Annotated in this window: 27 protein-coding genes; 1 reads left to right on the forward strand and 26 read right to left on the reverse strand. The window is 30.5% G+C overall.

Annotated elements, in window-relative coordinates; translation table 11 throughout:
* Nucleotides 1-125: 125 nt before the first annotated feature.
* From ACX6CF_RS11385 to ACX6CF_RS11510, 26 genes are all read right to left on the reverse strand, one after another.
* Nucleotides 126-410, reverse strand: a complete 285-nt coding sequence (locus tag ACX6CF_RS11385; RefSeq protein WP_458785452.1) for a hypothetical protein — start codon at nt 408-410, stop codon at nt 126-128.
* On the reverse strand, nt 400-1,026 hold the full coding sequence (locus ACX6CF_RS11390) for a hypothetical protein (RefSeq protein WP_458785453.1): 627 nt from the start codon (nt 1,024-1,026) through the stop codon (nt 400-402). Before ACX6CF_RS11390 ends, ACX6CF_RS11385 begins: the two co-directional genes overlap by 11 nt.
* A gap of 1,115 nt (nt 1,027-2,141) precedes the next feature.
* Nucleotides 2,142-4,052 carry a DUF5050 domain-containing protein gene (locus ACX6CF_RS11395; RefSeq protein WP_458785454.1) on the reverse strand — a complete coding sequence of 637 codons (1,911 nt, stop codon included), beginning with the start codon at nt 4,050-4,052 and terminating at the stop codon, nt 2,142-2,144.
* Between the two features lie 111 nt (nt 4,053-4,163).
* Nucleotides 4,164-5,996, reverse strand: coding sequence for a glutamine--fructose-6-phosphate transaminase (isomerizing) (glmS, locus tag ACX6CF_RS11400; RefSeq protein WP_458785455.1), 1,833 nt, complete (start codon nt 5,994-5,996; stop codon nt 4,164-4,166).
* A gap of 12 nt (nt 5,997-6,008) precedes the next feature.
* Nucleotides 6,009-7,361, reverse strand: coding sequence for a phosphoglucosamine mutase (gene glmM / locus ACX6CF_RS11405; RefSeq protein WP_458785456.1), 1,353 nt, complete (start codon nt 7,359-7,361; stop codon nt 6,009-6,011).
* Between the two features lie 334 nt (nt 7,362-7,695).
* Nucleotides 7,696-9,009 (reverse strand): CdaR family protein, encoded by a 1,314-nt coding sequence (locus tag ACX6CF_RS11410; protein ID WP_458785457.1) that lies wholly within the window; start codon nt 9,007-9,009, stop codon nt 7,696-7,698.
* A complete protein-coding gene (gene cdaA / locus ACX6CF_RS11415; protein WP_458785458.1) occupies nt 9,002-9,868 on the reverse strand; it encodes a diadenylate cyclase CdaA in 867 nt (288 codons plus the stop codon). Before cdaA ends, ACX6CF_RS11410 begins: the two co-directional genes overlap by 8 nt.
* Nucleotides 9,869-10,215: 347 nt before the next feature.
* Complete coding sequence (locus tag ACX6CF_RS11420; protein ID WP_458785459.1) at nt 10,216-11,157, reverse strand: hypothetical protein; 942 nt, start codon at nt 11,155-11,157, stop codon at nt 10,216-10,218.
* Nucleotides 11,158-11,189: 32 nt separating this feature from the next.
* Nucleotides 11,190-11,567: a hypothetical protein gene (locus tag ACX6CF_RS11425; RefSeq protein ID WP_458785460.1), complete on the reverse strand. Its 378-nt coding sequence runs from the start codon at nt 11,565-11,567 to the stop codon at nt 11,190-11,192.
* 42 nt (nt 11,568-11,609) lie between these two features.
* Entirely contained in the window at nt 11,610-12,854 is a 1,245-nt protein-coding gene (locus ACX6CF_RS11430) for a putative glycoside hydrolase (protein WP_458785461.1), read from the reverse strand.
* A gap of 384 nt (nt 12,855-13,238) precedes the next feature.
* Nucleotides 13,239-14,735, reverse strand: coding sequence for a lysine--tRNA ligase (gene lysS, locus ACX6CF_RS11435; RefSeq protein WP_458785462.1), 1,497 nt, complete (start codon nt 14,733-14,735; stop codon nt 13,239-13,241).
* A 73-nt stretch (nt 14,736-14,808) separates the two neighbouring features.
* Entirely contained in the window at nt 14,809-15,285 is a 477-nt protein-coding gene (gene greA / locus ACX6CF_RS11440; protein ID WP_458785463.1) for a transcription elongation factor GreA, read from the reverse strand.
* A 294-nt stretch (nt 15,286-15,579) separates the two neighbouring features.
* Nucleotides 15,580-16,416 carry a hypothetical protein gene (locus tag ACX6CF_RS11445; RefSeq protein ID WP_458785464.1) on the reverse strand — a complete coding sequence of 279 codons (837 nt, stop codon included), beginning with the start codon at nt 16,414-16,416 and terminating at the stop codon, nt 15,580-15,582.
* A 173-nt stretch (nt 16,417-16,589) separates the two neighbouring features.
* Nucleotides 16,590-17,567, reverse strand: a complete 978-nt coding sequence (gene dusB, locus ACX6CF_RS11450) for a tRNA dihydrouridine synthase DusB (RefSeq protein WP_458785465.1) — start codon at nt 17,565-17,567, stop codon at nt 16,590-16,592.
* A gap of 9 nt (nt 17,568-17,576) precedes the next feature.
* The gene (locus tag ACX6CF_RS11455; RefSeq protein WP_458785466.1) at nt 17,577-18,347 is read right to left on the reverse strand and encodes a type III pantothenate kinase; all 771 of its coding nucleotides are present in this window, start codon (nt 18,345-18,347) and stop codon (nt 17,577-17,579) included.
* A gap of 104 nt (nt 18,348-18,451) precedes the next feature.
* Nucleotides 18,452-19,039, reverse strand: a complete 588-nt coding sequence (locus ACX6CF_RS11460; RefSeq protein ID WP_458785467.1) for an ECF transporter S component — start codon at nt 19,037-19,039, stop codon at nt 18,452-18,454.
* Between the two features lie 152 nt (nt 19,040-19,191).
* Nucleotides 19,192-19,497: a Dabb family protein gene (locus ACX6CF_RS11465; protein WP_458785468.1), complete on the reverse strand. Its 306-nt coding sequence runs from the start codon at nt 19,495-19,497 to the stop codon at nt 19,192-19,194.
* 35 nt (nt 19,498-19,532) lie between these two features.
* A complete protein-coding gene (locus tag ACX6CF_RS11470) occupies nt 19,533-19,859 on the reverse strand; it encodes a DUF6145 family protein (protein WP_458785469.1) in 327 nt (108 codons plus the stop codon).
* 28 nt (nt 19,860-19,887) lie between these two features.
* Nucleotides 19,888-20,868: a biotin--[acetyl-CoA-carboxylase] ligase gene (locus ACX6CF_RS11475; protein ID WP_458785470.1), complete on the reverse strand. Its 981-nt coding sequence runs from the start codon at nt 20,866-20,868 to the stop codon at nt 19,888-19,890.
* 103 nt (nt 20,869-20,971) lie between these two features.
* Nucleotides 20,972-21,907 (reverse strand): ornithine carbamoyltransferase, encoded by a 936-nt coding sequence (gene argF / locus ACX6CF_RS11480; RefSeq protein ID WP_458785471.1) that lies wholly within the window; start codon nt 21,905-21,907, stop codon nt 20,972-20,974.
* Nucleotides 21,908-22,022: 115 nt separating this feature from the next.
* Nucleotides 22,023-22,295 (reverse strand): helix-turn-helix domain-containing protein, encoded by a 273-nt coding sequence (locus tag ACX6CF_RS11485; protein ID WP_458785472.1) that lies wholly within the window; start codon nt 22,293-22,295, stop codon nt 22,023-22,025.
* Between the two features lie 126 nt (nt 22,296-22,421).
* Nucleotides 22,422-22,703, reverse strand: coding sequence for a DUF6809 family protein (locus ACX6CF_RS11490; RefSeq protein ID WP_458785473.1), 282 nt, complete (start codon nt 22,701-22,703; stop codon nt 22,422-22,424).
* Between the two features lie 140 nt (nt 22,704-22,843).
* On the reverse strand, nt 22,844-23,026 hold the full coding sequence (locus tag ACX6CF_RS11495) for a ribbon-helix-helix protein, CopG family (protein ID WP_458785474.1): 183 nt from the start codon (nt 23,024-23,026) through the stop codon (nt 22,844-22,846).
* Between the two features lie 132 nt (nt 23,027-23,158).
* A complete protein-coding gene (locus ACX6CF_RS11500) occupies nt 23,159-23,341 on the reverse strand; it encodes a ribbon-helix-helix protein, CopG family (RefSeq protein WP_458785475.1) in 183 nt (60 codons plus the stop codon).
* Nucleotides 23,342-23,624: 283 nt separating this feature from the next.
* Nucleotides 23,625-24,224, reverse strand: coding sequence for a TetR/AcrR family transcriptional regulator (locus tag ACX6CF_RS11505; RefSeq protein ID WP_458785476.1), 600 nt, complete (start codon nt 24,222-24,224; stop codon nt 23,625-23,627).
* Between the two features lie 14 nt (nt 24,225-24,238).
* Nucleotides 24,239-25,615, reverse strand: a complete 1,377-nt coding sequence (locus ACX6CF_RS11510) for an MATE family efflux transporter (RefSeq protein ID WP_458785477.1) — start codon at nt 25,613-25,615, stop codon at nt 24,239-24,241.
* A gap of 310 nt (nt 25,616-25,925) precedes the next feature.
* On the opposite strand from ACX6CF_RS11510, the gene ACX6CF_RS11515 reads away from it, so the two are divergent.
* Nucleotides 25,926-26,621, forward strand: coding sequence for an ABC transporter ATP-binding protein (locus ACX6CF_RS11515; RefSeq protein WP_458785478.1), 696 nt, complete (start codon nt 25,926-25,928; stop codon nt 26,619-26,621).
* Nucleotide 26,622 lies beyond the last annotated feature (1 nt).

Genomic DNA, 26,622 nt, shown 5'->3' on the forward strand with positions numbered 1-26,622 from the left:
TTTATCTCCCCTTTCAGGCTTAGTCTCAATATTTCATTATATTATTTGAATCTAAGATATATATCATGATATATTATGTAACCCTAGTCCGTTATAAGAGTTTATAGCAATAATATACATTACTTTTAAATCCTTTTTTTGTTTTTAAAAAACATACTTATAAAAAAACATATGCCAAGTATTAAAAATGCTATTGATATTTTGTTATCTAAAAAGCTAGGACTAGTTCTAAAATCAACTATTTCACTAAATATAGGTGCAAAATTACCTGGTCCATCTCCTAAATTAATTAATGCTTGGCATCTTGTTTCCCAAATTTGAACATACAGAAATCTTTCAAATTCATAAATCATTCCACTGATTACTATAGATATAAATCCTAAAATTATTTTAATATTTTTATCGCACACTTACAATAGCCTCTCCCTCTTCATTTATATAAAAAGTTGCTTCAATATTGTCAGAATAAGAACCATCTAATGTATAGGTAAATGTAACCATTGATTCTTCTTCTGCAGATGCCATTAGCTCAGCCTTTGTACTTACAGAACCAAAAACACTTTTGAAACCTACCTCACCACTCATAACTAATGTTTGAGCTGCTTTTACTGTCATTTTTTGCTCAATACCTGTACTTCCAGTATTCCCTTTGTAATCTATTGATATACGATGTTTTCTATTATTAACTTCTACAAAAGTATATGATGTAATTGTACAATTTCTTGAACCAGGTGCTACTTCATCTATACTTACAACACTTACTTTACCAGTTCTATCTTTGTAAAGATTAGCCATTAATTGAGGTTTTACATATACACCCTCTAATTCTACTCCATCAATTTTTAATGGTATTTTCTTACTAAATCTCATACGATAATGAGTTCCAAATGTATCCCCATAAGGAACAACTATATCATTTGAAATAAATTGTGAATCAGCCTCATTTAAATTATATTCTGTCGCAAAGCATAAGTTACTACTGAGTAATACTAATGAAATTGTTAAAATACTTATTATTTTTTTCATAAAAATTTTCCTTTCAATTTTAAATATTTTGAACTATTTGATTATATCACTAAATTTATAAAAATTTTGTAGAATTTTGTGGTTAAAAACACTTTTATTTTATTACTACATATTTTATGAAATCTAGTTATTATTGAACAACAAATTTCATAGGAATATATCTTGTAAAATAGTAACATTAAACTCCTTTTTAATTTAATATAAAAAGGACAGAAAAATAGCTAACAGTAAGATGCCTTTTCTCTTATCTATTAGCTTATACTTTCTACCTAATCTTAAACGTTAATTATTACCTTATACTTTAAATCTCTTTCTCATACACTTCTAAATTTTTGTATTTGTGGCGGGAGAATAAAGTTTGCCCTAAATAGAACATCTATATTAAAAAATTATTGATTTGAAATAAAAAAGATTGCCCATTATTTGCATAATATTTCATAGGGCAATCTTTTTTATCTAGAATATTATCTAATTGGCGTGTGCCTTAATGTTACCATTATGGCATTTTTCTCTTAAATTTTGCTTTCTATGATAATTTTATGGCATGAGTGCAAGATTTCCTAGTACTCATGCCTATACTATAGCTGTTATGCTTTGAAGTATGACAATTAAAACCGTGAATAATGCGACGTTTTTGCCTCTTCATAAACGCCCTTCCAAACAGAGCGAAAAGCTCTTATAGATCTTTTCGCTAATTTTTGTGAATAGACATGCTTTACTTCTTTGTTGCTTCAATTATTGCAAAATAGTGGACTTTGGTTAAATAAGAAGATAGTCATTCGGTATAGATTTGTCTACCTAATAATTCGACTATTTGTTTTTTATTATACGCTAAAAATCATGGCACATAATCATCATACTTCAATATATGGTTTTCCCAATCTGGATTAACATGATGTTTGTGTGGAGAAAGCTATATATAAGTATATGTGGTAGGTGGGCGTATTAAAATACTCCATAACAATATAATTTTAGTATGCTAAACAATGTTACCATTGATATGACTTTAGATTTTTTTTCATGTATAATCCTTGCTTCTAATTATACTTATTGTATAAGACGTTACTTTTGTATTCATAAGTATAGTTACTGTATTTTATTTGACAGCTTTGCTTCTACTCAACTTTAATATCAACCCATTGATATTCATCAAAAGCTGTTTGTATCCTAGAACCATCAATTAAAACTCGCTTATCATTATTATAATATATCCAATTATTGAAAATAACCTCTACAAAATCAGCATCCTGACAGAGGATGTTTTTCTCTCCATTTTTTATATCATATTTTATCAAATGGTTTGTATCGCTCTCGATATAATATATATGCTTCTTATCGTTTAAGTACCTTGCTTCTATATTTCTAACAACTTCTATCTCTTCAAGATTATCCAAACATATTCGATAAAGATTATTAGCTATATCCCCTTTTAAGTAATATATGCTATCGTTAATACCAGTTAACCTATATATGCCCAGCTCTAGCACTAGGTTAAACGTATTTTTTTTAAGACAATATCTCATTAATTCCTGATCCTTATTTAAAATATAAATCGCATCATCATAAACATGAAATCTATCCATTTTAAAATTTGAAAAATTGTCGTAGATGACATTGGATTCGGAACCATCTTTTTTTATTCTGCATAGCTGACTCAAATTCTCATCGAAATAATAAATCCAATCTTGGTAACTACATATCTCTGTCCTATTCATACTTCTATTTACAATCTTTTTATAGTTATTAAAATGGATAACTTCTTCCTCATCAATTTTTCTAATATCACTTAAGAATTTATAATTTTCAATGCCTAAACTAAATATGTATTGACCTGTTATCCACCTCATTTTGGGTTGTACTATACGGGGTGCATTACTCATGGGTGTATAAAGTAATACATCCACGTCTACTTCATACCACTGACCTACCTCAATAGGGATATCACTTTCTATTTCAAACTTTATGTTACTTGGGTTGGTATGACTATCATACTTAAATTGCCATCTACCCCTTATGGAATATACAGCATCACATGAATCATATACTAATCTTTTATCGGTTATGAAATTTGATAATTGAATAATTCTATATTCTTTTGTATCCTTTAACCATTCCTTAACTAAAGACTCTTGATGAAATTTTTGTTCTTTGTAACTTAACCAACCACTAAAATATGGCATATAGTCTTCTATAAATGTTTCTTCATCGAGTGATCGATAGTCACGGGTAAAAAATCCATTCATATATTGAGCTATCGAATCATAAAGATGAGCCATCTTAGCTTCAACGTAATCTTTATCGGGAAAACCTTTATATACGTCTTCTTCAAGTTTGATACTATTTTCTACAACTGTTCTGACAAAAGGTGTATAGCTATTATTGTAAGGATATTGATTTAATTGCATGACCAACTCTTCCATATTAGCCACTTTTGTCGTATTTATATTATTGAGATCTGGTTCTTGCTGACTCTTAATTTGTTCACCAAAAACAACCCTATCATGTTCCTTATCATATGATACTTCTAAATTAAATAACTTACCTAAACATGCATACGAAAAATAAGTGTGATTATTATAAGATATTGGATTTATTTTATTTCCATTATTATCACAAGGAATAAATTCAATACCTTCAATCTCAAATTTTATATTTACCTTTTCTTCAACATCGATATATTTATTACTATGATAATCAATATAGTCGTCAATAGGTCGAATCATACCTTTAAACTTGCTCCCTTTTGAAAAAGATATGGTTTTCGTCAGTTGGTTCCAACTTACCGAATATCCCATATAGTTTGCAAAACTTCTAACAGGAATATAAATCTCATCATTATAGGTAATTGGTGATAACCCCTCCTTCTTAAGTGTTGAAAACCTGACTTCCTCACTGTTAATAAATACCGAGCATCTTTTGCTTACAGCATTGTTTTCTTTATTACTATTTGCATAGATATTACTATTTATAATTGTTACTGATATAATGGATATTACCAACATCAAAATCACTTTACATTTCTTCAATTACATTGTCTCCCTTCATGTCTCCTCATATTGCTTATATATTCGCTTGAATGCTAGAAAGTTGAAATTTCCCAGAAATAGCCACACGTATTTATTTCAATCTCCAATCCCCTACTCCACCGTAACACTCTTAGCCAAATTCCTAGGCTTATCAACATCATGCCCAAGCCCCACAGAAATATAATAAGCAAATATCTGTTGTGGAATATTTTCAAGTAGTGATGTAAACATCCAATGAGTTCTTGGAACATATATTACATCATCTGCAATACTACCTATTTTTTTATTACCTTCTAGAGCTATTGCTAATACATTAGCACCTCTAGCTTTTACTTCTTTTATATTACTTACCGTCTTTTCAAATAGCTCTTCGTGACCTGTAAGTCCAACTAGTAATGAATTATCCTCTATAAGTGCTATTGGACCATGTTTCAACTCACCAGCAGCATAAGGCTCTGCATGAAGGTAAGCTATCTCTTTTAACTTCAATGCACCTTCCATTGATACAGCGTAATCTAGACCTCTGCCAATGTAGAATACGTTCTTGGAGTTAATATATTTATTAGCTAATTCTTTGATTTTATCTACTTGCTCTAATATCTTACCTACTTTATCAGGTAGCGCATATAACTCTTCTCTTAACTCTAGGAATTCATCCTTAGATATCTTTCCAAGTTCCATAGCTATCTTAATTGATAGTAGATACATGGCACATAACTGAGCTGAATATGCTTTCGTAGAAGCTACAGCGATTTCTGGTCCTGCAAGGGTATATAACACATCATCAGCATCCCTAGATATTGTTGAACCAACTGCATTAACGACACCAATAACATATGCCCCTGCTTTCTTAGCAAGTCTAAGAGCTGCAAGTGTATCAGCTGTTTCACCTGATTGTGAAACAACGATCATCAAGGTGTTTTCATCTAGTATTGGTTCTCTATAACGAAATTCTGATGCTACCTCTGCTACTACTGGTATTCTAGCTATTCTTTCAATTAGATATTTTCCTACTAAGCCTGTATAGGAAGCTGTTCCACAAGCAACTATATATATCTTGTTGATTCTCTCAAGAACCTCTTTTGACATATTGATGTCATCTAGGACTATATCATTAACGTCAAGAGGTAATCTTGGAGTCAAAGTATCTTTTACTACTCTTGGCTGTTCAAATATCTCTTTTAACATAAAATGGTCAAAGCCTTCTTTTCTAGCGGCTTTTAAATCCCATGTAACATTGTATATCTCTCTTGTCACTTCGTTTTTATCTGTATCTATTATCTTCACATTATCTTTAGTTACAATTGCGATTTCCTTATCTTCTAATAGATATACGTCTCTTGTATGTTCTAGAATGGCAGGAATATCAGATGCTATATAGTTCTCACCTTTACCTATACCAATAATCAATGGACTATCTTTTCTGACAGCAATTATTTTATCGGGTTCATCATTACATATGACACCAAATGCATAAGAACCTTCTATTTTATCCATAGATTTCAAAACTGAGTCTAATAGATTATGTGTTTTTTTATAATAATAATCTATTAATTGTACAGCTACCTCAGTATCTGTTTCTGATAAAAACTTTTGTCCTTTTGATTCTAGTTTTTCTTTTATTGACATGTAGTTTTCTATAATCCCGTTATGAACCAATGATATAGTATTAGTACTATTCATATGTGGGTGTGAATTAATGTCGGAAGGTTCACCATGAGTTGCCCAACGAGTATGACCTATCCCTAAATTACCATGTAACATGTTGTTATCTAATCTTTCTTCAAGATTAATTAATCTTCCTTTTGTTTTGACACATTTAATTTTATGATCGTATATGGACACACCTGCTGAATCGTATCCTCTATATTCTAAGCTTTTTAACCCATCAATCAAGATAGGGGCAGCTTCTTTATTTCCTATATAACCAACAATACCGCACAAAATGTTTACCTCCTAATTATTAAGTCTACTTTCAATTAATTTCGCCAATGACTCTGCTTCATCAGCTAATATATTTCTGTCTTTTCCTTCAATCATTACTCTTACTAATGGCTCTGTTCCAGAAGGTCTTATTAATACTCTTCCTTCACCATCAAATTTTGCTTCTAGTTTCTCTATTTCACTTTTTATTACTTCATCTTCTAGATAATCATATTTATTTTCATTACTTACTTTTGCATTAACTAATACTTGTGGTAAAACCTCCATTACATTAGCTAATTCAGATAGTTTTTTATCTGAGTGCTTAAGTGCTTCTAATAGATGAATAGCTGTTAGGAGTCCATCACCTGTTGTATTTTCTTCTAAGAATATGATATGTCCTGATTGTTCTCCACCTAGATTGTATCCTTGTTCTATCATCTTCTCTAAAACGTATCTATCGCCAACTTTTGTTTGCTCTATATGTACATTCTTTTCTTTCCCCATAATAAATAATCCTAGATTACTCATTACAGTTGCAACAACGGTATCTTTTTTTAATAATCCTTTGTCTTTCATGTATAGACCACAGATAGCCATAATCCTATCACCATCAACCATGTTTCCGAGTTCATCTACTGCAAGACATCTGTCTGCATCACCATCAAAAGCCAGCCCCATATCAGCACCTACTTGTTTCACATAGTGTTGTAAGTCTTCCATATGAGTTGAACCACATTTCTTATTTATGTTAGTTCCATCAGGCTCATTATGAATAATGAAAACTTCTGCACCTAGTTGTCTTAATGTTTCTGGTGCAGATACATAGGATGCACCATTAGCACAGTCAATAACTATTTTTATTCCTTCTAAGTTAATATCTATTACACTCTTAGCATAGTCAATATAATCTGTAATGCTTTCTCTCTTATGTTTTACTCTTCCTATCTTAGTTCCTGTAGGTAACTCTAATTTATCACTGTTGTTCAACATTATATCTTCTATTTCTTCTTCTAGTTCATCTGATAACTTATATCCTTTATTATTAAAAAATTTTATTCCATTGTATTCTACAGGATTATGAGAAGCGGATATAACAACTCCTGCATCTGCATTATATAATCTTGTTAAATATGCTACCGCTGGTGTAGGTACCACACCGATACTTACTGCATTTGCCCCAACTGAACATATACCTGAGATAAGTGCCGCTTCTAACATTTCTCCTGATATCCTGGTATCTCTACCTATCAGTATGGTTGGCTTATGCTTTTTCTCTTTAGTAAGTACGTAAGCTCCTGCCTGACCTAATTTGTATGCCATCTCTATAGTAAGTTCTTTGTTAGCAATTCCTCTTACACCATCAGTTCCAAATAATTTACCCATTATTATATTTCCTTTCATATTCGTATGATATCTATGTTTTATCTATTCTTTAGTTTATTTGATTACAATATTGTTTTATGAAAATATTGGTATTAGTACCTCTTTACACTTTTATAATTATAACACTCCCTATATTTACCTTCAATGAATTATCCAACAAATAACCCTTTGTTTTAGGTCTGGTATATACCACTTATTAAAGTGGTATATATTATAGTAATATGAAATAAGTGTTATTTTTGTTACTTGGTAATAAAAAAAAAGACTGTCTATAATACATCTTACTAAGCTTATATCTAAGAATGTATTACTAGACAGACCCTATATATAATTTTTATTCATTATTTGATGTATCATCAACTGGTTCATTATTCCCTGTATTACTATCATCAATGTTACTTACATTATCCTGTATATTTTCAGATACATCACCTTGATCTTGTTTAGTTAGTTCTATTACTACTTTTGGAATTTCAGTAACAAGTTCAACGCTTCTTGGGTATGTAAGAGTCAAAGTAACTTCGTGTCGCCCTTCCTCTAAGTTATTAAGATTAATCGTAGGTTTAAGACTGAATACTGTAATTTTGTTCAGCTCTTCTTGAATTCCTCGAAACTTCACCTTAATATCTTCTGTATTAACTATAGATATATTTAGATTTTCTGGCAACCTTTCAATACTAATATCATGAGTTAATATAACTACCTCTTTTTCTTGAACTTTGTCTACATTTAATTTAACCGTTACAATGTTAGTATTTTGATATCTAGACACTCCTATTGGTAGTACTGTGGCTAGATCAATTTCTTTGTTAACATCAGCAGTAACATTATTAAGTGGAACTTGTAATACTATGTTATTTATTTTATCAATATCTTCTTCTTTTCCAATAAGAGTTACCTTATTAGGAATAACTTCACTTCCATTTAATTTGTATCCTGAAGGTAGACTGCCAGTAGTCTTAACAAGAACACTGACTTCTTTTAACTTCCTTATAGGAACTTGGTAATTAACTTCTTCTATACTCTTGTCGATATCACTAACTTCATCACCATTTTTATCTAGTAGTCTTATTTTACCAACAGATGTAACATCATTAGTTGCACCATCAATGCCAAGGGTTACTTTAACTTCTTGCACTTGATTCATCTTAGATTCAGGTCCTTCTATTTCAACAGTATTTGGAGTAATGATAGGATCCAAATGAATATATGATTCCTTAGGATTACCCTCAAATTCATATGTTATCTGTCTAATTTCTGATTTAACATTTTCTCTTGATATTCTCATATCATTAGGGCTTTTCTTAACTACTGTAATTGCCTCATTATTTGTCTTTATTTCAATAACCAATGAATCAGTAAAGGATAAGTATTGCATATCAACAGTAGCTATTATATCTTCTTTATTGAATCGTTCAATTATTGTACGTTTCCCTCCAAGAGTTACATCCACATATTGACCTTCTACAAAATTAATATATTGATTTTTGGACGTGATTACCTGTTCATTAAGAACTTTTACAGGGATATGCTTAAAATCCTTAGTTATATAAGGATCTTCAACCCTTACAATTGCAAACCAGACAAAGCAGGCTATTACAATTGATGCAATTTTCCATCCTATGTTTCTTGTAAATACATTACCCATTTCTTTGTCTACCTTTCCAAATCTTAAATTTCTTTATGTCAGTTGTCCTCTTTTGATAGACTAATTTATTCTTCAAATAATCACTATCTACATTTCTAATTATATTACCACCTAATGCCATAGATACTTTTCCAGTTTCTTCTGAGACTATAATAACAATACAGTCCGAAACTTCACTAATACCAACTGCCGCTCTATGCCTTGTTCCTAATTCTTTACTAAGGCTCATATTATCTGATAGAGGCAGATAGCAAGTTGCTGAAACTATCTTATTATTTCTAATAATAATTGCGCCATCATGAAGTGGTGTATTATGTTCAAATATATTTATAAGCAATTGGCTTGTTATCGTCGCATTTAATGGTATTCCAGTCCGTTCATATTCACCAAGCTTTACTTCTCTCTCAATAACTATAAGTGCACCTGTCTTGAATTTTGACATTTCTTCTATTGCTATTACAATCTCTTCTATTGCTTTAATTGAAATCTTTTCTTTTTTATCTTTCTGCTCATCAAATATTAAAATCGTTGAGAAAAAATTCCTACGACCAAGCTGTTCTAAAGCACTTCTAAGCTCAGGTTGAAATACAATTAGCAAGGCTATAATCCCGGTATTTATTGTCTTAACAAATATAAACGTAATAGTATTCAGTTCCAGTATCATTGAAATAAATGCAATGATACATATTATTAATAAACCTTTAAATAATGTCCAGGCTCTAGTTCCCCTAACCCATTTTAAAAGTTGGTATATAACAAATGCAATTAACACTATTTCTATAACATCTTTTACTCCTATTATAGGTAAATCAAAACGTATCATTTTCAAATTATCCCAGAAGTTATTTAAATCTTCCAATATTACACCCTCTTTAACCATACTTCTATCAATCTTCGACTATTCATTCTACTAATACTAACCTATACCTTATTCATGCTTTTGTTAATAAACAAATTCATTGTATTATTTTAATATTATAAGGTCAATGGGCGTATATTATTGATACCCCTCAAGTTACAATAGATTAACTTATATGTAACTTATTATATCATTATTTGTACTTTATAAAAATAGATTTTTGTAAATTTTTTTCAAAAATATATTCCATAATTTAATTTTATAAAATTGTTATATCTTTAGAAAAAAACGAAGAGTCATAAGACCACTTCGTTATGTTAATTCATTATTAATCAATAGATTTTGCATTATTTCGTTATATTATTTATTCGCTTTACTTTTTTAATTTGTTTTCCAATCTTAATTTTTGGTATCGCTTTTACGTAATAGATATAATCGTCATCTTCAAATTGTACTTTTTCAGCTCTTGTATAGTGTAAACATACTTTTAAGAATTGACAAGCGGAAACAAAAATTATTGATAGTATGGAACCGAATACAACTCCTACTATACTTATATCAGTTTTCAATATAATAGTACCAATCGTAAATCCTAACAAGTTGGTAATACTACCTGCTATAATGGAAATGTACCATACATAATCAATTTCTAAGCGACTTATAAAATATGTAATTAATATAACTGCAATAAATATTATAATTGTTAGCATCATAGCTTTATCATTAAGTAGTAAATCCGTAATTGATTTATACATATTCATAAGTGAATCAGGTAAATCTGTCAAATCTGCTGCTTTTATTGATAAAATAGTTGACATGTGTCCTGAGAAAAAATAAACAGCAACTCCAATACAAACAGGTACTATTGCTATTGGACCAACGAATAAACCTGCAAAAATAGGTACTACATATGGAATTCCTAATGAAAATAGCAATGGAACTGCCACTATGAAATAACCCATCTTAGGAAATATCCTAATATACATCAAGTATACAATTATCATCATTACAAATATTATCGCTAAAGCTTCAATTGAAACATAGAATAGATGAGTACTTATTATAAATACTAATAACAGTACTAACCAATTACCAGGAATAAAACTTGCTACAGCTGCTAATAAAATATTAACCACTGGTTTATTAAGTACTTTAGCAAAATTCAAAAATCCATTTAATCTTACAAATACCAATAATGCCAATATAAATCTAGTTATAGGCACTACATATCTTTCATATCTCTTATAAAGTGTTATGAGCACTTCCCTTATCTCATAAAGCTTAGTCATACCTAATATTTCCTCCTTGAATAAAATCTACACTACTTATAGTCATTCAGTTTACTAAGTAGTTTCTTATATTTTGCAATTCTTATTTCAGCGCTTTTATATCTTTTCCTATAAATGATTGTTGAAATGATTGTATAAATTGCTAGTACAATGGCTAATATTACAAGATACCTGATACCTATATTAAAATAATTTATATCTCCTAAACTATTAAGATCTCTAGTAACTCTTTTCATTAAGTCCCCGCCAAATATGATACACATTGCTATCAAAATGCCTAATCGTGTTTTAAAATTATTATAGGATATATAATTTGACTTGAAATGACCATTTACAGAGAAATCTTCTTTTCCTACATTTTTTTCATATATAGCCAAATTAGTCATAATCTTTACTTTTTCTTTATTCAAGTACTCACCCCGTTTCAATGAAGTAACAGTCACCCTCCAAGATTATTGTTCTTTCAATAATCCATCTTTATTATATTTTGAACCTGCATGCCACAGAATCCATTCTTCAAGACCAGCATCGTATGCTCCTTGTATCTGAGCACGTATTTCTTCTGGACCATAAGATTTATAATTTGGTTTTCTTAGGTATGATGCTGTAAAAGCTTGAAGCCAAGGTCTTACTATAGCACCTTTCTTACCATTTAATTCTTTATATTTTTCATTGGAAGCTTTCATAGATCCAAGTATCGTTTCGTAAGGATATAGGTCTGAATGTTTATCTCTTGGTATTCCAAAGAAACCTTTTCCATAATGTGAGGGATAAACCATTGGGCATATGACATCTAATTTTTCTGCCATTGCTAAATAATCTTGTCCTATAGCTTTCGCATCAACTTTACTTGTAATGATAGTACCGAACACATCAGCTGATACTTTAACATTATATGGTTCTAATTCTTTCATTGCATATGCTACAAATTCTGAGATTACTTCCATTCTTGTTTTGTTCTCAGCATCCTCGCCAAAATCTGCGTTATTCAGACTTCTTGTAGCTTCAAATCTTATATAGTCGAATTGAATTTCTTTGAATCCAACTTCTGCGGCTTTTTTAGCAATATTAAGAACATAATCCCAAGTATCTTTATTATACGGATTAAGCCATGATACTTCATCATACATCCAAAGACTGCCGTCTTTATTTTTAATAGCAAGATCGGTTATTTTTTTTGATGACCAAGGGTCTTTGAAAGCTACAATACGTGCTATTGGATAGATATCATTTTCATATAGTCTATCCATGACAACATTAATGTCTCTCATATATTTTACTTCTGCATTAATTTCATCTGATTGTGGATTATCCATATCAAATGTAATTCTACCTGAATCATTTTTAACATCTATAACAAACGCATTAACCTCTGTAGTATTAGCTATATCTATTAATGTATTGAATCTTTCCTTACTGCTTACTGCAGATGCATTCACATATAGCCCCTTTACGATTGGTGCTTTACTGTATAAATTATAGCTTACACCAGGAGTCTCCAAATAATCATCAAATCCAACTTCTAATGTTTCCACAGTTGGTTGTCCTGGATTAATAATACTACTGATAAAATTGTTACCATCACCGTTTTTATTAGACAAGAATTTATATATAAATGGAACACAAATTATCAATGCTACTATTAAAACCAAATACCAGATTTTTTTTGTATTACGTTGTCTCTTACGATAAGCCATTAATTCATTCCCTCTCTTCAATTAATTTATTTACTCTTTTGATCAATTGTATCAGTAATGAATATCGTATCATTTAAATTATAGCACATAAAAAATTTATTTTCGACACTTTTTTAGCAGATACATTACTTTATTTATATTATAACACTCATTAGATTTCTTAATCATATTTATTGTTATCTTCTTCCAAATGCTGCTATTATTGTCTATTTTTTAGTGTGTTATAATAATCTTAATTGATATGGAACTTATGTAAATAACTTATACAGTATACCATAATATATTTAGTGATGTAAACAAACCATCATAATTAGGAAAAAAATTTACAACTTCTATAAATAAAAAAACCTCGTTTATAGAGGTTTTTCATTCATTATTTATAATTTATTCTTTATTTTTCATTGTTGGGAATAATAATACGTCTCTGATTGAATACGAATTAGTTAATAGCATAACCAATCTGTCAATACCTATTCCAAGTCCTCCTGTTGGAGGCATTCCATATTCTAATGCAGTAAGGAAATCTTCATCAATCATGCTGGCTTCTTCATCTCCAGCTGCACGAAGTTCTTCTTGTCTATCAAATCTTTGCCTTTGATCAATTGGATCATTCAACTCTGAGAAGGCATTAGCAAATTCTCTTTTTGTAATAAATAATTCAAATCGCTCAGTATAATCTGGTTTCTCAGGCTTTCTCTTAGCAAGAGGTGAGATTTCTACTGGATGATCAGTGATAAATGTTGGTTGAACAAGATGTTCTTCAACATATTCTTCAAAGAAAAGATTAAGTATATCACCTTTTTTGTGATGCTTTTCATATTCTATATGATGCTTTTTAGCTAATTCTTTTGCTTGTTCATCTGTTTCTATCTCATCAAAATCAACATTAGCATATTGTTTTACTGCATCTAACATTGAAAGTCTAGCAAACGGTTTACCAAGATCTATTTCTGTCTCATCATATGTAACAGTAGTATTACCTAATACTTTCTTTGCTACTGTACGAATAAGTTCTTCAGTTAAATCCATCATACCATGATAATCTGTATATGCTTCATATAGTTCAAGTAAAGTGAACTCAGGGTTATGTCTTACTGATAATCCTTCATTTCTAAATACTCTACCTATTTCATATACTCTTTCGAAACCACCTACAATCAATCTCTTTAATGGTAATTCAAGAGCTATTCTCATGTATAATTCCATATCAAGAGCATTATGATGTGTAGTGAATGGTCTTGCAGAAGCACCACCTGATATTGTGTTAAGTACAGGCGTTTCTACTTCTAAATATCCTTTATTATCAAGTACGTTTCTTATTTCTTTTATAATATTAGATCTAGTTATAAAATTATTTTTAACCTCTGGATTAACTATCAAATCCAAATATCTTTGACGATATCTTGTATCTGTATCTTTTAATCCATGATATTTTTCAGGTAGAATCTGTAAACTCTTAGAAAGCAAAGTCACTTCATGAGCTTTAATTGATATTTCACCTTTTTGAGTTCTGAACACTTCACCTTTGATACCAACGATATCACCTAAGTCATAATGTTTGAAATCTGCATAATCTTCTTCACCAATTGCATCTTTTCTAACGTAAGATTGAATTTGTCCATTTCTATCAGCTATGTGACAAAAAGAGGCTTTTCCCATAACACGTTTAGTCATTATCCTACCTGCAACGGTAACTTCTTTACCTTCTAACTCCTCAAAACCATCAATAATGTCATTACTATGGCAATCTACACTAAATTTAGTAAGTTCAAAAGGGTTTTTCCCTTTTTCTTGTAATTCAGCTAGTTTTTCTCTTCTAATTTTTAGGAGTTCATTAAGGTCCTGTTCCTTGCCTTGGTTATTCCTATTGTTATCTGACACTTACAAGTCCTCCTTGTATATTATAGTTTACTCTTTTGTTTATATCTTTAATATTTAACAATTTTAATGTTACTTATTTATGAATGTCTAATACTTTGAGTTTTACAACTCCATTAGGAGTTTCAGCTTCAACTAAATCCCCGATTTTGGAACCTAATAGAGCACTTCCAACTGGTGATTCATTAGATATTTTATATTTTAATGGGTCTGCTTCTGTCGAACCTACAATTGCATAATCAATTTCTTCTTCGAATTCTAAATCATATATCTTTACTTTACATCCTACACTAATAATCTCTAATGATATATCTTCTTCGTCAATTACTTCAGCATTTTTAAGTATTTTTTCAACTTCTACTATTCTAGTTTCAATCTCGCCTTGTTCCTCTTTTGCTGCATCATATTCTGCATTTTCAGATAAATCACCTTGAGCTCTGGCTTCCTTTATCTTTTCTGCAACATCTTTTCTTCTTATTACTTTTAAATTCTGTAATTCATCTTCCAAAGCCCTTAAACCATTATATGTTAGTATTACTTTTTTGTCAGGCATCTTGCTACACCCTTCCTCTTAATATATTTTATATAATAATAAAAACTAGTAATATCTGAACTATCTTTATATCTCTAGTTCAATACAATTACCTTGTTTATCAAGATAAAACATTTAATCAATATATGCAAATAAATCAATCAAACATTATATATCAAATTATTAATACAACATACAACCTTAATGACTCCCCAATACTGTGTTTGCAATATTTGTAATGTTATATTATTCATATTCAAGGTATTATAACTTAATAATAACAAGTTGTCAATATAAAAATAGTTCTTGTTTAGCTTAAGATTGCAATTCTTCCCCCCTCTGATATATATTACCAATCCTAACATGATATTTGCTTTTTATCTTGCTTAACCTATCACACATATTTGTTTTGTAACCATATAGGAACATGCTTCTTAGCAATCTATTTTCGTTAAGCAAAATACCATGAAACAATTCTTTGCTCATTAAATGACCATCAACATACATATCTACATCAGTTATCATATTAATATCATTTCTTTTTATTAGAATATTCCTGACTTTATCATCTTCTGATATGAAGTCAATAATATATGAGCCTTCATCAAAGGAGTAAAATATCTTATCTTTATCGCTACTGCAATTTATAATTATATCACTTGCTATTTCTTGGTTTACATTATAATTGGTTAAACCAACAGCTAAACCTGTTTCGTTATATATTTCTTCAACTCTCTCTTCAAATACCTCTGGCTTAGATGTTACAATAGTCAAGGAGTTAATTCCTTGATATAGGTGATCAATAATAAATCTTGTTTTACTATTATCTCCATCTATTATAACAAAATTCATCTCTTTTAATTCTTTATTTATCAAATTTATAATTTTTTTTATAATTTTATCCATGTATAAAAACTGAATAGCTTTTTCATTAGCTATAATTGATTCAAATTCATCTCTGTAGTCTTTTAATTCTTTTGAAATAACTAATGAATTGATATTATAGATCAAATGTCTTTTATTGAATTCATCAATAATTGCCTTTATATATTCTACGTCAGTGATTTCTTCTTCTGTAATGGGTAATTTTATATCTAATCCCACATTACCCAAATAATCAATTTCTGATATGTTTAGTGGAAGTTTTTTCACTATATAATTCCTTACCATTTTCTTAGGAAAGCATCTAATAAATGGGTTGCGAAAATTAATGTCCCTAAATTCTTTATTACAACTTATGATTGCATATTTCTTATACATATAATTCACTTCAAATTATGTTTTAGTATAACTTATTATCATAACCCGTTTTTTATACATGTTTTTTATAATTCAAGAAATTTTATCTCTAATATTTTTTCTTTTAATTCATCCATAGTCTCTATACAATTGATTTCTTTTCTTATAGCTGATGAACCATATAATCCTTTTGTATACCATCCAATATGCTTTCTTATTTCTCTAACCGCTGTGTATTCACCTTTGTACTCAGATAACATCTGTAGATGCCTGAATATTGTATCTACTATTTCAGTAGCACTGGGCTTAGGTAATTCTTCTCCAGTTTCTAAAAAATGGATTATCCTACTAAATATCCAAGGATTACCTTGTGCTCCTCTTCCAATAAGCATACCATCACATCCAGTTTCATCTATCAGTCTCTTAGCATCTTCTGGTGTAAAAACATCTCCATTACCTAGTACTGGTATTGACACTGATTCTTTAACCTTTTTTATTATATCCCAATCAGCTTTTCCACTATAATACTGTACTCTAGTTCTACCATGAACTCCAATAGCAGAAACTCCGTTTTCTTCTGCTATCCTAGCAACCTCTACAGCATTAATATTACTATCATCAAAACCTTTTCGAATCTTGATTGTCAGCGGTTTGTCTATTGCTTCAGATACTTTTCTAACTATTTTCCCTATTAACTCAGGCTTTTTCATAAGAGCCGAACCTTCACCGTTATTCACTACCTTAGGTACTGGACAACCCATATTGATGTCAATAATATCTATATGAGGATTTTCTTCAGTAATCCTTTTTGCCATATCAGCCATTAGATCTGGATCTGCCCCAAAAAGCTGTACTGCCACTGGTCGCTCTTTTTCATCAATCCGCATTAATAGTTTTGTGTTTTTATTATCATAATATATAGCTTTTGCACTTACCATTTCAGTATAAACCAATCCGCATCCTTTTTCTTTACACAAAATTCGGTATGGCAAATCAGTAACCCCTGCCATAGGAGCTAATATTACATTGTTCTTAAGTTCTAGATTTCCTATTTTAATCTTCATAGCATCAACTCAGTTTTTATTTTTGTCATGAATAATTTTAAGTCCTTTTAAAGTTAACATTGGGTCATAGACATCTATATAATCTGTTTCTTTATAGATAATCTTCGCAAGACCACCTGTTGCAACTACTTTCATATCAGGTATATTCATTTCTTCTCTTATCTTTTTGACTATATATTCAACTTGCCCGATATAACCATAAACTAGTCCTGCCTGCATACTGGTTATTGTATTTTTTGCAAGTATGGTTTTTGGCTTTTTAATTTCTATTTCTGGAAGTTTAGCAGCTTTTTGCCATAATGCATTAGCACTGATTTTTAGCCCTGGTGATGTTATTGCTGCATTGAATATCCCGTCTTCTGTAACTATATCGTAAGTGGTAGCCGTTCCAAAGTCTATAACTATTGCTGGACCTCCATATATATAATACGCACTTACTATATTAACAATTCTATCTGCTCCAACTTCTTTTGGATTATCTGTTCGTATATTAATACCTGTTTTTACACCAGGTCCAACTATTATTGGGGTAGTCTTAAAATATTTGATAATACCATTTACCAGTGAATACATGATATTAGGAACTACAGAAGCTACGATTACATCTTCTACTTCATTTACATCAATTCCTTTATGTAAAAATAAATTATACATGAATAATCCATATTCATCTGATGTCCTAGGTGTTTTTGTTGTCATTCTCCAATTTGCCACTAGTTTATCTTCTTTATAAGCTCCTAATACTATGTTAGTATTGCCGATATCAATAACTAATAACATTTAATCACTTCCTTTGATAATTTATATATATTGAACTTAAACATAATGTTGCTTAAATAAAGTGGTAATACCCAAAAGGCTACCACCACTATTAATTCTATGATTTATTTTTTATAAAAAGCTTTTTTTAGGGATAAAACCACTCCAATAGATACCGCTGCTGCTATAACAGCTTCTGCTATACCGCTTGTTGTAGCAACCGAGTAAACTAAGGTTTTTGCCTCAATCCCCAATTTGTCTTTTATAAAGTCAGCGTATACTATAAATATCATACCCAATACACCTATGGTATTAGTAAAACTACCAATAACTGCTCCAAAACCAATAGCTATAGATTCAGATTTTCGAGTTTTACCTAGTAGGCGCTTAATTAATGCATATGCATAATAAGAAGTAATCCCTATAAATATTCTTGGTAATACAGAAATAAGTGGATTCATAAATAATGGGTCTAATGGTGAAGCTGGCATTGTGAATGCTTTAATCAAAGTGGCGACACCAAATCCTACTCCAACTACTAGTCCCATAATAGGTCCTTCAACAATTGCTATTATTATTGTAGGAATATGTAATATTGTTGGGTTAATTGGTGGTAAAGGAATCAGCCCTAATGGTGTATATGCTAAAATAATAGTGATAGCTACCATTACCGAAGCCAATACAAGCTTCCTAGTGTTTACCTTTTTTTTCATTGTCATAACCTCCTGTTCTCATTCCCTAAGGATACAAGACATTTTGTATTTTTATTTTCATAGTCTCATTAGTTACTATGAAGACTAATGAAAAAATATCAGTCATATTATAACATAATTTCATCAAATAACAACTACTTAATGTGGATTAATCAGAACTTATAATCAACACAAGCTCTTGCCATAGCAACTTTCTTAATAAATTTGCCTACCTCTACATGTTTGGGATTAACCTGATAAGCATTAAGTCCTAAGATGGATTCTACATCTACTGTAAGAACTAGATCATAATTACTTTCATCCGCTTCATCGTCATTTAATCCTACATGCAAATATTTTATTTCTTCTACTTCACCATCTAGATTCTCTAATAAGTCTTTTGTTTTTTCTAGATTATATTTTTTTCCATTACCTTCTGCTTCTTCTAGATATTTAAACATAACTAAATGTCTTATCATATTTTTCTCCTTTGTTATACTTTTTTATTTGATTTTTACTCTTCACCTAAATAAAATACTTTAAAAAACGTTTCTAGAGATTCCCATAATTCTTTCTTATTAGTTTGCAGTTGTTTCATTTTAAGTCCGCTGCCTATCTCATCAAATAACAAATCATTCTCATTAGCTTCTACTTCTAAGAACAATTCTCCATTTTCCTCAAACCCAATAGTTAAAACTCCACCTACATCTTCAGTATATAACACAGATAATATTTTTAATTCATCTTTAATTTGTTGAGGAAGCTGTTCAAAGTCTTGATTCAAAAAATACTTCTTAGTATACACATTAGAGACACATAGTATTACTCTTTCATCAAACATTAATATCAAACCCTTTCATTATTAATAATTATACGTATCCGTATACTCCTCTTACAGAAACTTCTCCTGAAGTGACTACAATATCTTGTCCTTGTTGATTAGTTACTATAAGTTCACCTTTATTGGTAACACATTTTACTTTTCCAGTTACATTTTGGCTTTTACCTGTAACCTTAACATTTCTGCCTATGTTAATACAAGATTCATTATATTCTTGAATAATTTTAGTTAAATCTTCTGTTTCAAGGTATTTCTTGTAATAATCTTCAAAAATTTCCAATGTTCTTTTAAATAATCTTTTCCTTTGGTAGGATTGGCTTCCTTCTATCTTTAATGAAGTTGCAATGTCGTCTAACTCAAGTGGAAATTTTTCTATATTCACATTAATCCCTATTCCTACTACTACGAAATTAATAAAGTCTATTTCAGAGTTCATTTCTGTTAATAGTCCGCATATTTTTTTACCATTTACAACTATGTCATTAGGCCATTTGATTAACGCTTCTAAGCTGGTTATTTCTCTTACTGCCTTGCATACTGCTATACCTGCTACTAGAGTTATCATAGAAGCATTCTCGGGCATTATATTAGGTCTTAAGACTATAGACATCCATATGCCTGTACCAGGTGGAGAAACCCACATCTTGCCTCTTCTGCCCCTGCCTGCTGTTTGTTCTTCAGCAATAACAACAGTCCCGTCCTTGGAGCCTTCTAAAGCTAATTTTTTCGCCTGTTGATTGGTAGAGTCTAGTTTATCAAAATTAATTATTTTATTGCCGATGATTTCAGTTTTAAGATTATAATGTAATTCTTCGCTGTTCAATATATCAGGAGAAGATAGAAGTCTATAACCTTTTCTCGTAACGGATTCAATTTCATAACCTTCTTCTTTCAAACGATTAATAACTTTCCATATAGCGGTTCTGGAAACCCCTAGTTGTCTGCTTATCTCTTCGCCAGAAATATAGTCTTCAGCTTCATTCAACAATTGTATTATTTTCTCTTTCATAATGAATTCCCTACTTACATTCTTTTTTATGTATTATATCAGAATAAAATAATTAGTGTCAATTAGAAAGGGACAGAGAATTCATCATCTGTCCCATCAATACCTATATTGTTCCTACCATAACAGCTTTTATGGTGTGCATTCTATTTTCAGCTTCGTCGAATATTACCTGTGAGTACTGTTCAAAAATTTCCTCTGTTATTTCGTTGCCTTTGACTGCTGGTAGGCAATGCATGCATATTGTGTCGTTTTTATTGGTTTTAGTTAGTAGCTCTTTATTTACTTGATATGGGTGTAATAACTGAATTCTCTCGGCTGCTTTGGTCTCTTCCCCCATTGAGCACCATACATCTGTATATATGATATCAGCTTGTGCTACTTCCTCAGTATCGTCTGATATATTTATTATACTTCCTGATTCCTTTGCAAAAGCTTTACATTCATCGACTAACTGGTCTATAGGCCATAACTGCCTAGGAGCGATTAATGTGAAATTCATTCCCATCTTACTGCATCCAATCATTAGACTGTTAGCCATATTGTTACGTCCATCACCTACATAGACAAAATTAAGTCCTTCTAGTTTTCCAAATTTCTCTTTGATTGTCAACATATCAGCTAATATCTGAGTTGGATGATATTCATCTGTTAGTCCATTCCATACAGGAACCCCGCTATACTTAGCTAATTTTTCCACATGGTCTTGTGAGAATCCCCTGAATTCTATTCCATCAAATAATCTTCCTAACACTCTCGCAGTATCCTCAACCGATTCTTTATAACCCAACTGTATATCATTCTTTCCTAGATACTCAGGATGTCCTCCTTCATCTATACAAGCCACCGTAAAAGCACATCTTGTTCTTGTAGAAGGCTTCTCAAATATTAATGCTATATTTTTTCCCTTCATACCTTCTCCAATAATACCCATTCTCTTCTTTTGCTTTAAATCTCCTGCTAAGTTTAATAAATATTCAATTTCATTTTTAGTAAAATCTTTCAAAGTCAATAGACTTCTACCCTTCAAATTAACTGCCATAGCTATCTCTCCTTTATGTATAATTATTCATATTTATTAATTATTATTCTATTAATATTAGTTCATTTTGTCAAGTATTAAAAAAAACCGACTACATTATTGCAGTCGGATTAGTTTATCTAAATTCTATATGAAGTTTTTTATCTAATGCATCAGCAATTCTTTTTAAAAAAGCAATACTTGGATTATAATTAGCATTTTCCAACCTACTTATGTGACTTTGTTGTATTCCTGTCAGTCTTGATAGGTCTTTCTGTGTGAGCTTTTTTTCTTTTCTTGCATCTATCATAGCTTGTTTTATTTCATATTCTACTGCTAAATCATCGTATTCTTTCTTAAATTCAGGATCTTTCATACATTCATCTAAGTAATCGTTAAAATCAGTCATTGCTATGCCTCCTTTCAAACTCCATCTTATATCTTATCGCCTTTTGAATTTCTCTTGGTGGTATAATATGCTATATATAGCATATTGTCAATGTTGTTTTTCCAAAGCTTGTAGTTAAATCATAGCTTATAAATCTTTTATTTCTCTTTCACCATATAATTCAAAAGCTAACTTGAATCCTATCTTAAAACCATACACAAAATGAATTTTAGATTCAATTACAGAACGTTCAGATTTTATATCTAGTAATCTTTCATAAACTTCTCTTTGCTCTTGGTTTATTAGTTCTAGAAATTCACCTTCTACTTTAATAACTTCTGAAGTAGCGTTTATGTATTCATCTGTTCGACAGAAATTCTCAAATGAATCAATTTCTCCATTAAATAGTTGTTCTATTATTGATTCCATATATGCCTCCTTAATATTTACAAATATCTTAAGATTAAATTGAATTCTACAACAAACAGATGTATAATATATTTACCTCTATTGTTGTGGAGGCAAGTTAGAAGCAGTGTTCTTGTTCAGAGATTTTGGCACTGCTTCTTTTATTTTGCCTTGAGATCATCAGCAACTTTCTTAATACCCTTACGAACTACATCAGAGCGGTTACTATTAAGCTCTTTGGCACATTTATCAAGCATATCCATAGTTTCCTTATCCACTCTTATTTGTAATTTTATGTTCTTCGGGTTATCAGAAGGTGGACGACCCATCTTTTTTGACGACATTGTTTCACCTCACTTTACGCCATGACAAAAAGTCAAATATTTACCAATAAAATATTAGAAATATAAAAAACCAACTACATTATTGCAGTCGGTCTAGCTTATCTAAATTTATATGAAGTTTTTTATCTAATGCTATATTCCCTTGAGGTCATCAGCAACTTTCTTTATACCCTTACGAACTACATCAGAGCGGTTACTATTAAGCTCTTTGGCACATTCATCAAGCATATCCATAGTTTCCTTATCAACTCTTAACTGTAGTCTTATATTCTTCGGATTATCAGAAAGCGGACGACCCATTTTCTTTAATGCCATTATTTCACCTCACTTTTTGTTAGCACAATAATATTGTATATTTGTTACAACAAAAAGTCAAGTATTTATCATAAAATAATTGATGCATTAAGTAAATAACTCATCAGACTAGTAAAAGATATATTTCTGATATTTAATGTATACTTAGAAGTAAAGTAGTAACTGTGCCATAGAACAATATCATTAAATTAAGCTTTTTGACATATATTAAACTAATTTTACTGATAGCCAATAGGTAAGTTTTAATATTTTTTTTACTAAAAACAACAAGGTATCCTCCAACCTATTTACACAACCTATCCCTATAATCCCTTACATAACTACTAACCATATCTCTAATAAACATTACATAATCAACATCCGCACCTTTATTAGTTATAATCAAACTAGCCACAGTATTTATCAGATTATCAAACTCCTTATTATCATCCCCAGCATCACTAAGCCCATAGCTTTTTATCAACATTTTTTCTATTTGATCCGCATGCCTCTTATGAAATTTAGAATGAGCGAGAAAATTCCCCTCTTCCACCTTGTCATCCTTGGACTCAATTATCTCCATCCTTAATAAATACAGACCTATTCCTTTTTTCTTTTTCATTTCCTTATATAAACTCAATACATACTCAACAAATAAATCCTCATTTCCCTCAGATGAATCAATTAACTCATTCAATTTACTCATAGACTCATACCAGAGTTCATTAAAAACTTCATACATAACTTCTTTCTTGTTAGGAAAATAATTATATAGCGTCCCTACTGCAACATTACACTCCTTTGCAATTTTCCTTATATCTATAGCATCAAACCCTTGCTCATCAAAAATTGTAATTGCAGTCTTTATTATATTTTCTCTTAGATCCTTAATTATTTTTGGCACTACTTCCATCCCCTTTAAGCTGCATTAGGAAGCCCATTACTTCCATCTCGTAATTGATATATTCCTTTATTAACAATTATACCAAGAATTCCTGTCAAAATAAAGGTAAGTACATCAGCAATAGGTTGTGCAAGTAAAACTCCATTCAAATTAAATACTGAAGGTAAGATGAGAATTAGTGGTATTAACATGATTCCCTGTCTTGAAATAGATAATATGGCTGCCTCTTTAGCTTTACCGATAGCTTGAAATAACATATTAATAACCATTGAATACCCTAATAAAGGCAATGAGATTGACCATATCCTTAATCCTTTAATCGCAATGCTTGCTACTTCTGCCTCTGGTCTGAAAATCATAACAATAGGTTCAGCAAAAATCATAAAAAAAGCGAAAACAATTATACAATATATAGTACTTACTTTCGTACTTACTTTTGTTGAATCCAATACTCTTTGATATTTTTTAGCTCCATAGTTAAATCCTGCTACAGGTAAGAATCCTTGTGTGTATCCTAGTAACCCATAGAAGCCTAACATAAATACTTTTGAAACTATTCCTATAGCAGCTACTGCTTCTGTACCATATCCTGTAGCTGCTTTATTCAGTAAACCTATAGAAAAACTAGCAAGTAATTGTCTTATTAATGTAGGTAAACCAATTGTTAATATTTGATTGTATATTTTCTTAGATGGTTTAAACATGCTTAACTTCATTGGTATCAAGCTTTTTTTCCTGATATAGTAACTGAGTAAAAATATAGTTGTAATAGCTTGAGCGATAATTGTTGCTAGAGCTGCTCCCGCAATTCCCATGTCAAATACAAATATAAATATAGGGTCTAATATAATATTAAGTATTGCTCCTAGCATAAGTCCAAACATTGAAATAATTGAACTACCTTCAGCTCTTAATAGATTGTTAAGTGCCATGTTACCAAGTATAAAAGGTGCTCCAATAAATAAAATTGATGTGTAAGCTAATGTATAACTTATATTGTCACTATTTGCTCCAAACATTTTAACTAGAGGATCCAAAAATATTAGACCACATACCCCTAGAATAACTGCTGTGATGACAGTTGTTATATAAACGACTGTTACAGTTTTACTTGCTTCTTTTTTATTATTTTCTCCCAATAGCCTTGAAGTATATGAAGAACCTCCAATACCAAATAACTGTCCAAATGCCACTAATACCATAAATACTGGAAATCCAACTTGAGCGGCAGACATTGCATTAGTCCCAATCCAACTGACAAACATTGTATCCACAAAATTATATACCGCATTCACCAGCATACCAATTATTGCTGGTATAGCTAATTTTGTGATTACTTTTGATACTTTCTCCTGCCCTAAAAATTTACTTCTATCATCTATATGTTCCATATTCGGTCTGTCCTTTCTCGTATAACAATTTCATTTTTATGAACTCGTTCATCTTATACTCATCACTATTATATGAACATGTTCATAATAAGTCAAGCTTTTTTTATTTTTTTTAACTTGACTTTTCGGACATAAGTGTGTATTCTGTTTATATCCCATATATACAGTTGTAAAATACTTAGCTTTATATCTAATTTTTCTGAGAAGTTGAATTAATGTATAGATTTGGGGATATAATTTTATGTAGTGGAGTTCTACTAGTCGTACTGACAATGGTATAACAAAAAAATACAATAAGAGGTGAATAATAATGTTAGAAGTAAAAAATTTAACTAAACAATTTGATAAAGTCAAAGCAGTAGATGACATAAGTTTTAGTGTCAACGATGGTGAAATAGCAGTATTATTAGGACCTAATGGTGCTGGTAAAAGTACAACTATTAAATCTATTGCAGGTCTTCTTAGATATAAAGGAGATATCACAATCAATAATATGAACAATAAAACCGTAGAAGCCAAGAGAGTTTTTGGATACGTACCAGAAGCCCCTGCCGTATATGATATGTTAACCATTAACGAGCATATCAAATTTATAGCTGCTGCCTATAACTTAAAAAATTATGAAGAAAAAGCGAAAGAGTTACTAACGACTTTTGATTTATGGGATAAAAAAGATAAGTTGGGAGCAAATTTATCAAAAGGAATGAAGCAAAAAGTTAGTATCTGCTGTTCCTTATTGTTAGACCCAAAAGTCATCTTATTCGATGAACCTATGATTGGACTTGACCCAAAAGCCATAAAAGAATTAAAAGAAACTTTTATGAAACTAAAAAAAATGAATCGTAGTATACTAATCAGTACACATATCATTGATAGTATAGATGAAGTATGGGATAAAGCATTAATCATGAAAGATGGTCAAATCGTGTTATCAAGAACACGAAAAGAGATAGCTGCTAATAATGAAACTCTTGAAGAAATATTCTTTGATGTTACGGAGGCATAAT

This window comes from Vallitalea sediminicola (genome assembly GCF_054408565.1).

What these genes read in the sequence shown, in the direction of transcription:
- ACX6CF_RS11390 (WP_458785453.1), bottom strand. Translation starts at nt 1,026, where the DNA reads ATGAAAAAAATAATAAGTATTTTAACAATTTCATTAGTATTACTCAGT.
- glmM (WP_458785456.1), bottom strand. Translation starts at nt 7,361, where the DNA reads ATGGGTAAATTATTTGGAACTGATGGTGTAAGAGGAATTGCTAACAAA.
- ACX6CF_RS11410 (WP_458785457.1), bottom strand. Translation starts at nt 9,009, where the DNA reads ATGGGTAATGTATTTACAAGAAACATAGGATGGAAAATTGCATCAATT.
- ACX6CF_RS11420 (WP_458785459.1), bottom strand. Translation starts at nt 11,157, where the DNA reads ATGACTAAGCTTTATGAGATAAGGGAAGTGCTCATAACACTTTATAAG.
- ACX6CF_RS11430 (WP_458785461.1), bottom strand. Translation starts at nt 12,854, where the DNA reads ATGGCTTATCGTAAGAGACAACGTAATACAAAAAAAATCTGGTATTTG.
- greA (WP_458785463.1), bottom strand. Translation starts at nt 15,285, where the DNA reads ATGCCTGACAAAAAAGTAATACTAACATATAATGGTTTAAGGGCTTTG.
- dusB (WP_458785465.1), bottom strand. Translation starts at nt 17,567, where the DNA reads ATGAAGATTAAAATAGGAAATCTAGAACTTAAGAACAATGTAATATTA.
- ACX6CF_RS11455 (WP_458785466.1), bottom strand. Translation starts at nt 18,347, where the DNA reads ATGTTATTAGTTATTGATATCGGCAATACTAACATAGTATTAGGAGCT.
- ACX6CF_RS11460 (WP_458785467.1), bottom strand. Translation starts at nt 19,039, where the DNA reads ATGAAAAAAAAGGTAAACACTAGGAAGCTTGTATTGGCTTCGGTAATG.
- ACX6CF_RS11465 (WP_458785468.1), bottom strand. Translation starts at nt 19,497, where the DNA reads ATGATAAGACATTTAGTTATGTTTAAATATCTAGAAGAAGCAGAAGGT.
- ACX6CF_RS11470 (WP_458785469.1), bottom strand. Translation starts at nt 19,859, where the DNA reads ATGTTTGATGAAAGAGTAATACTATGTGTCTCTAATGTGTATACTAAG.
- ACX6CF_RS11475 (WP_458785470.1), bottom strand. Translation starts at nt 20,868, where the DNA reads ATGAAAGAGAAAATAATACAATTGTTGAATGAAGCTGAAGACTATATT.
- argF (WP_458785471.1), bottom strand. Translation starts at nt 21,907, where the DNA reads ATGGCAGTTAATTTGAAGGGTAGAAGTCTATTGACTTTGAAAGATTTT.
- ACX6CF_RS11485 (WP_458785472.1), bottom strand. Translation starts at nt 22,295, where the DNA reads ATGACTGATTTTAACGATTACTTAGATGAATGTATGAAAGATCCTGAA.
- ACX6CF_RS11490 (WP_458785473.1), bottom strand. Translation starts at nt 22,703, where the DNA reads ATGGAATCAATAATAGAACAACTATTTAATGGAGAAATTGATTCATTT.
- ACX6CF_RS11495 (WP_458785474.1), bottom strand. Translation starts at nt 23,026, where the DNA reads ATGTCGTCAAAAAAGATGGGTCGTCCACCTTCTGATAACCCGAAGAAC.
- ACX6CF_RS11500 (WP_458785475.1), bottom strand. Translation starts at nt 23,341, where the DNA reads ATGGCATTAAAGAAAATGGGTCGTCCGCTTTCTGATAATCCGAAGAAT.
- ACX6CF_RS11510 (WP_458785477.1), bottom strand. Translation starts at nt 25,615, where the DNA reads ATGGAACATATAGATGATAGAAGTAAATTTTTAGGGCAGGAGAAAGTA.
- ACX6CF_RS11515 (WP_458785478.1), top strand. Translation starts at nt 25,926, where the DNA reads ATGTTAGAAGTAAAAAATTTAACTAAACAATTTGATAAAGTCAAAGCA.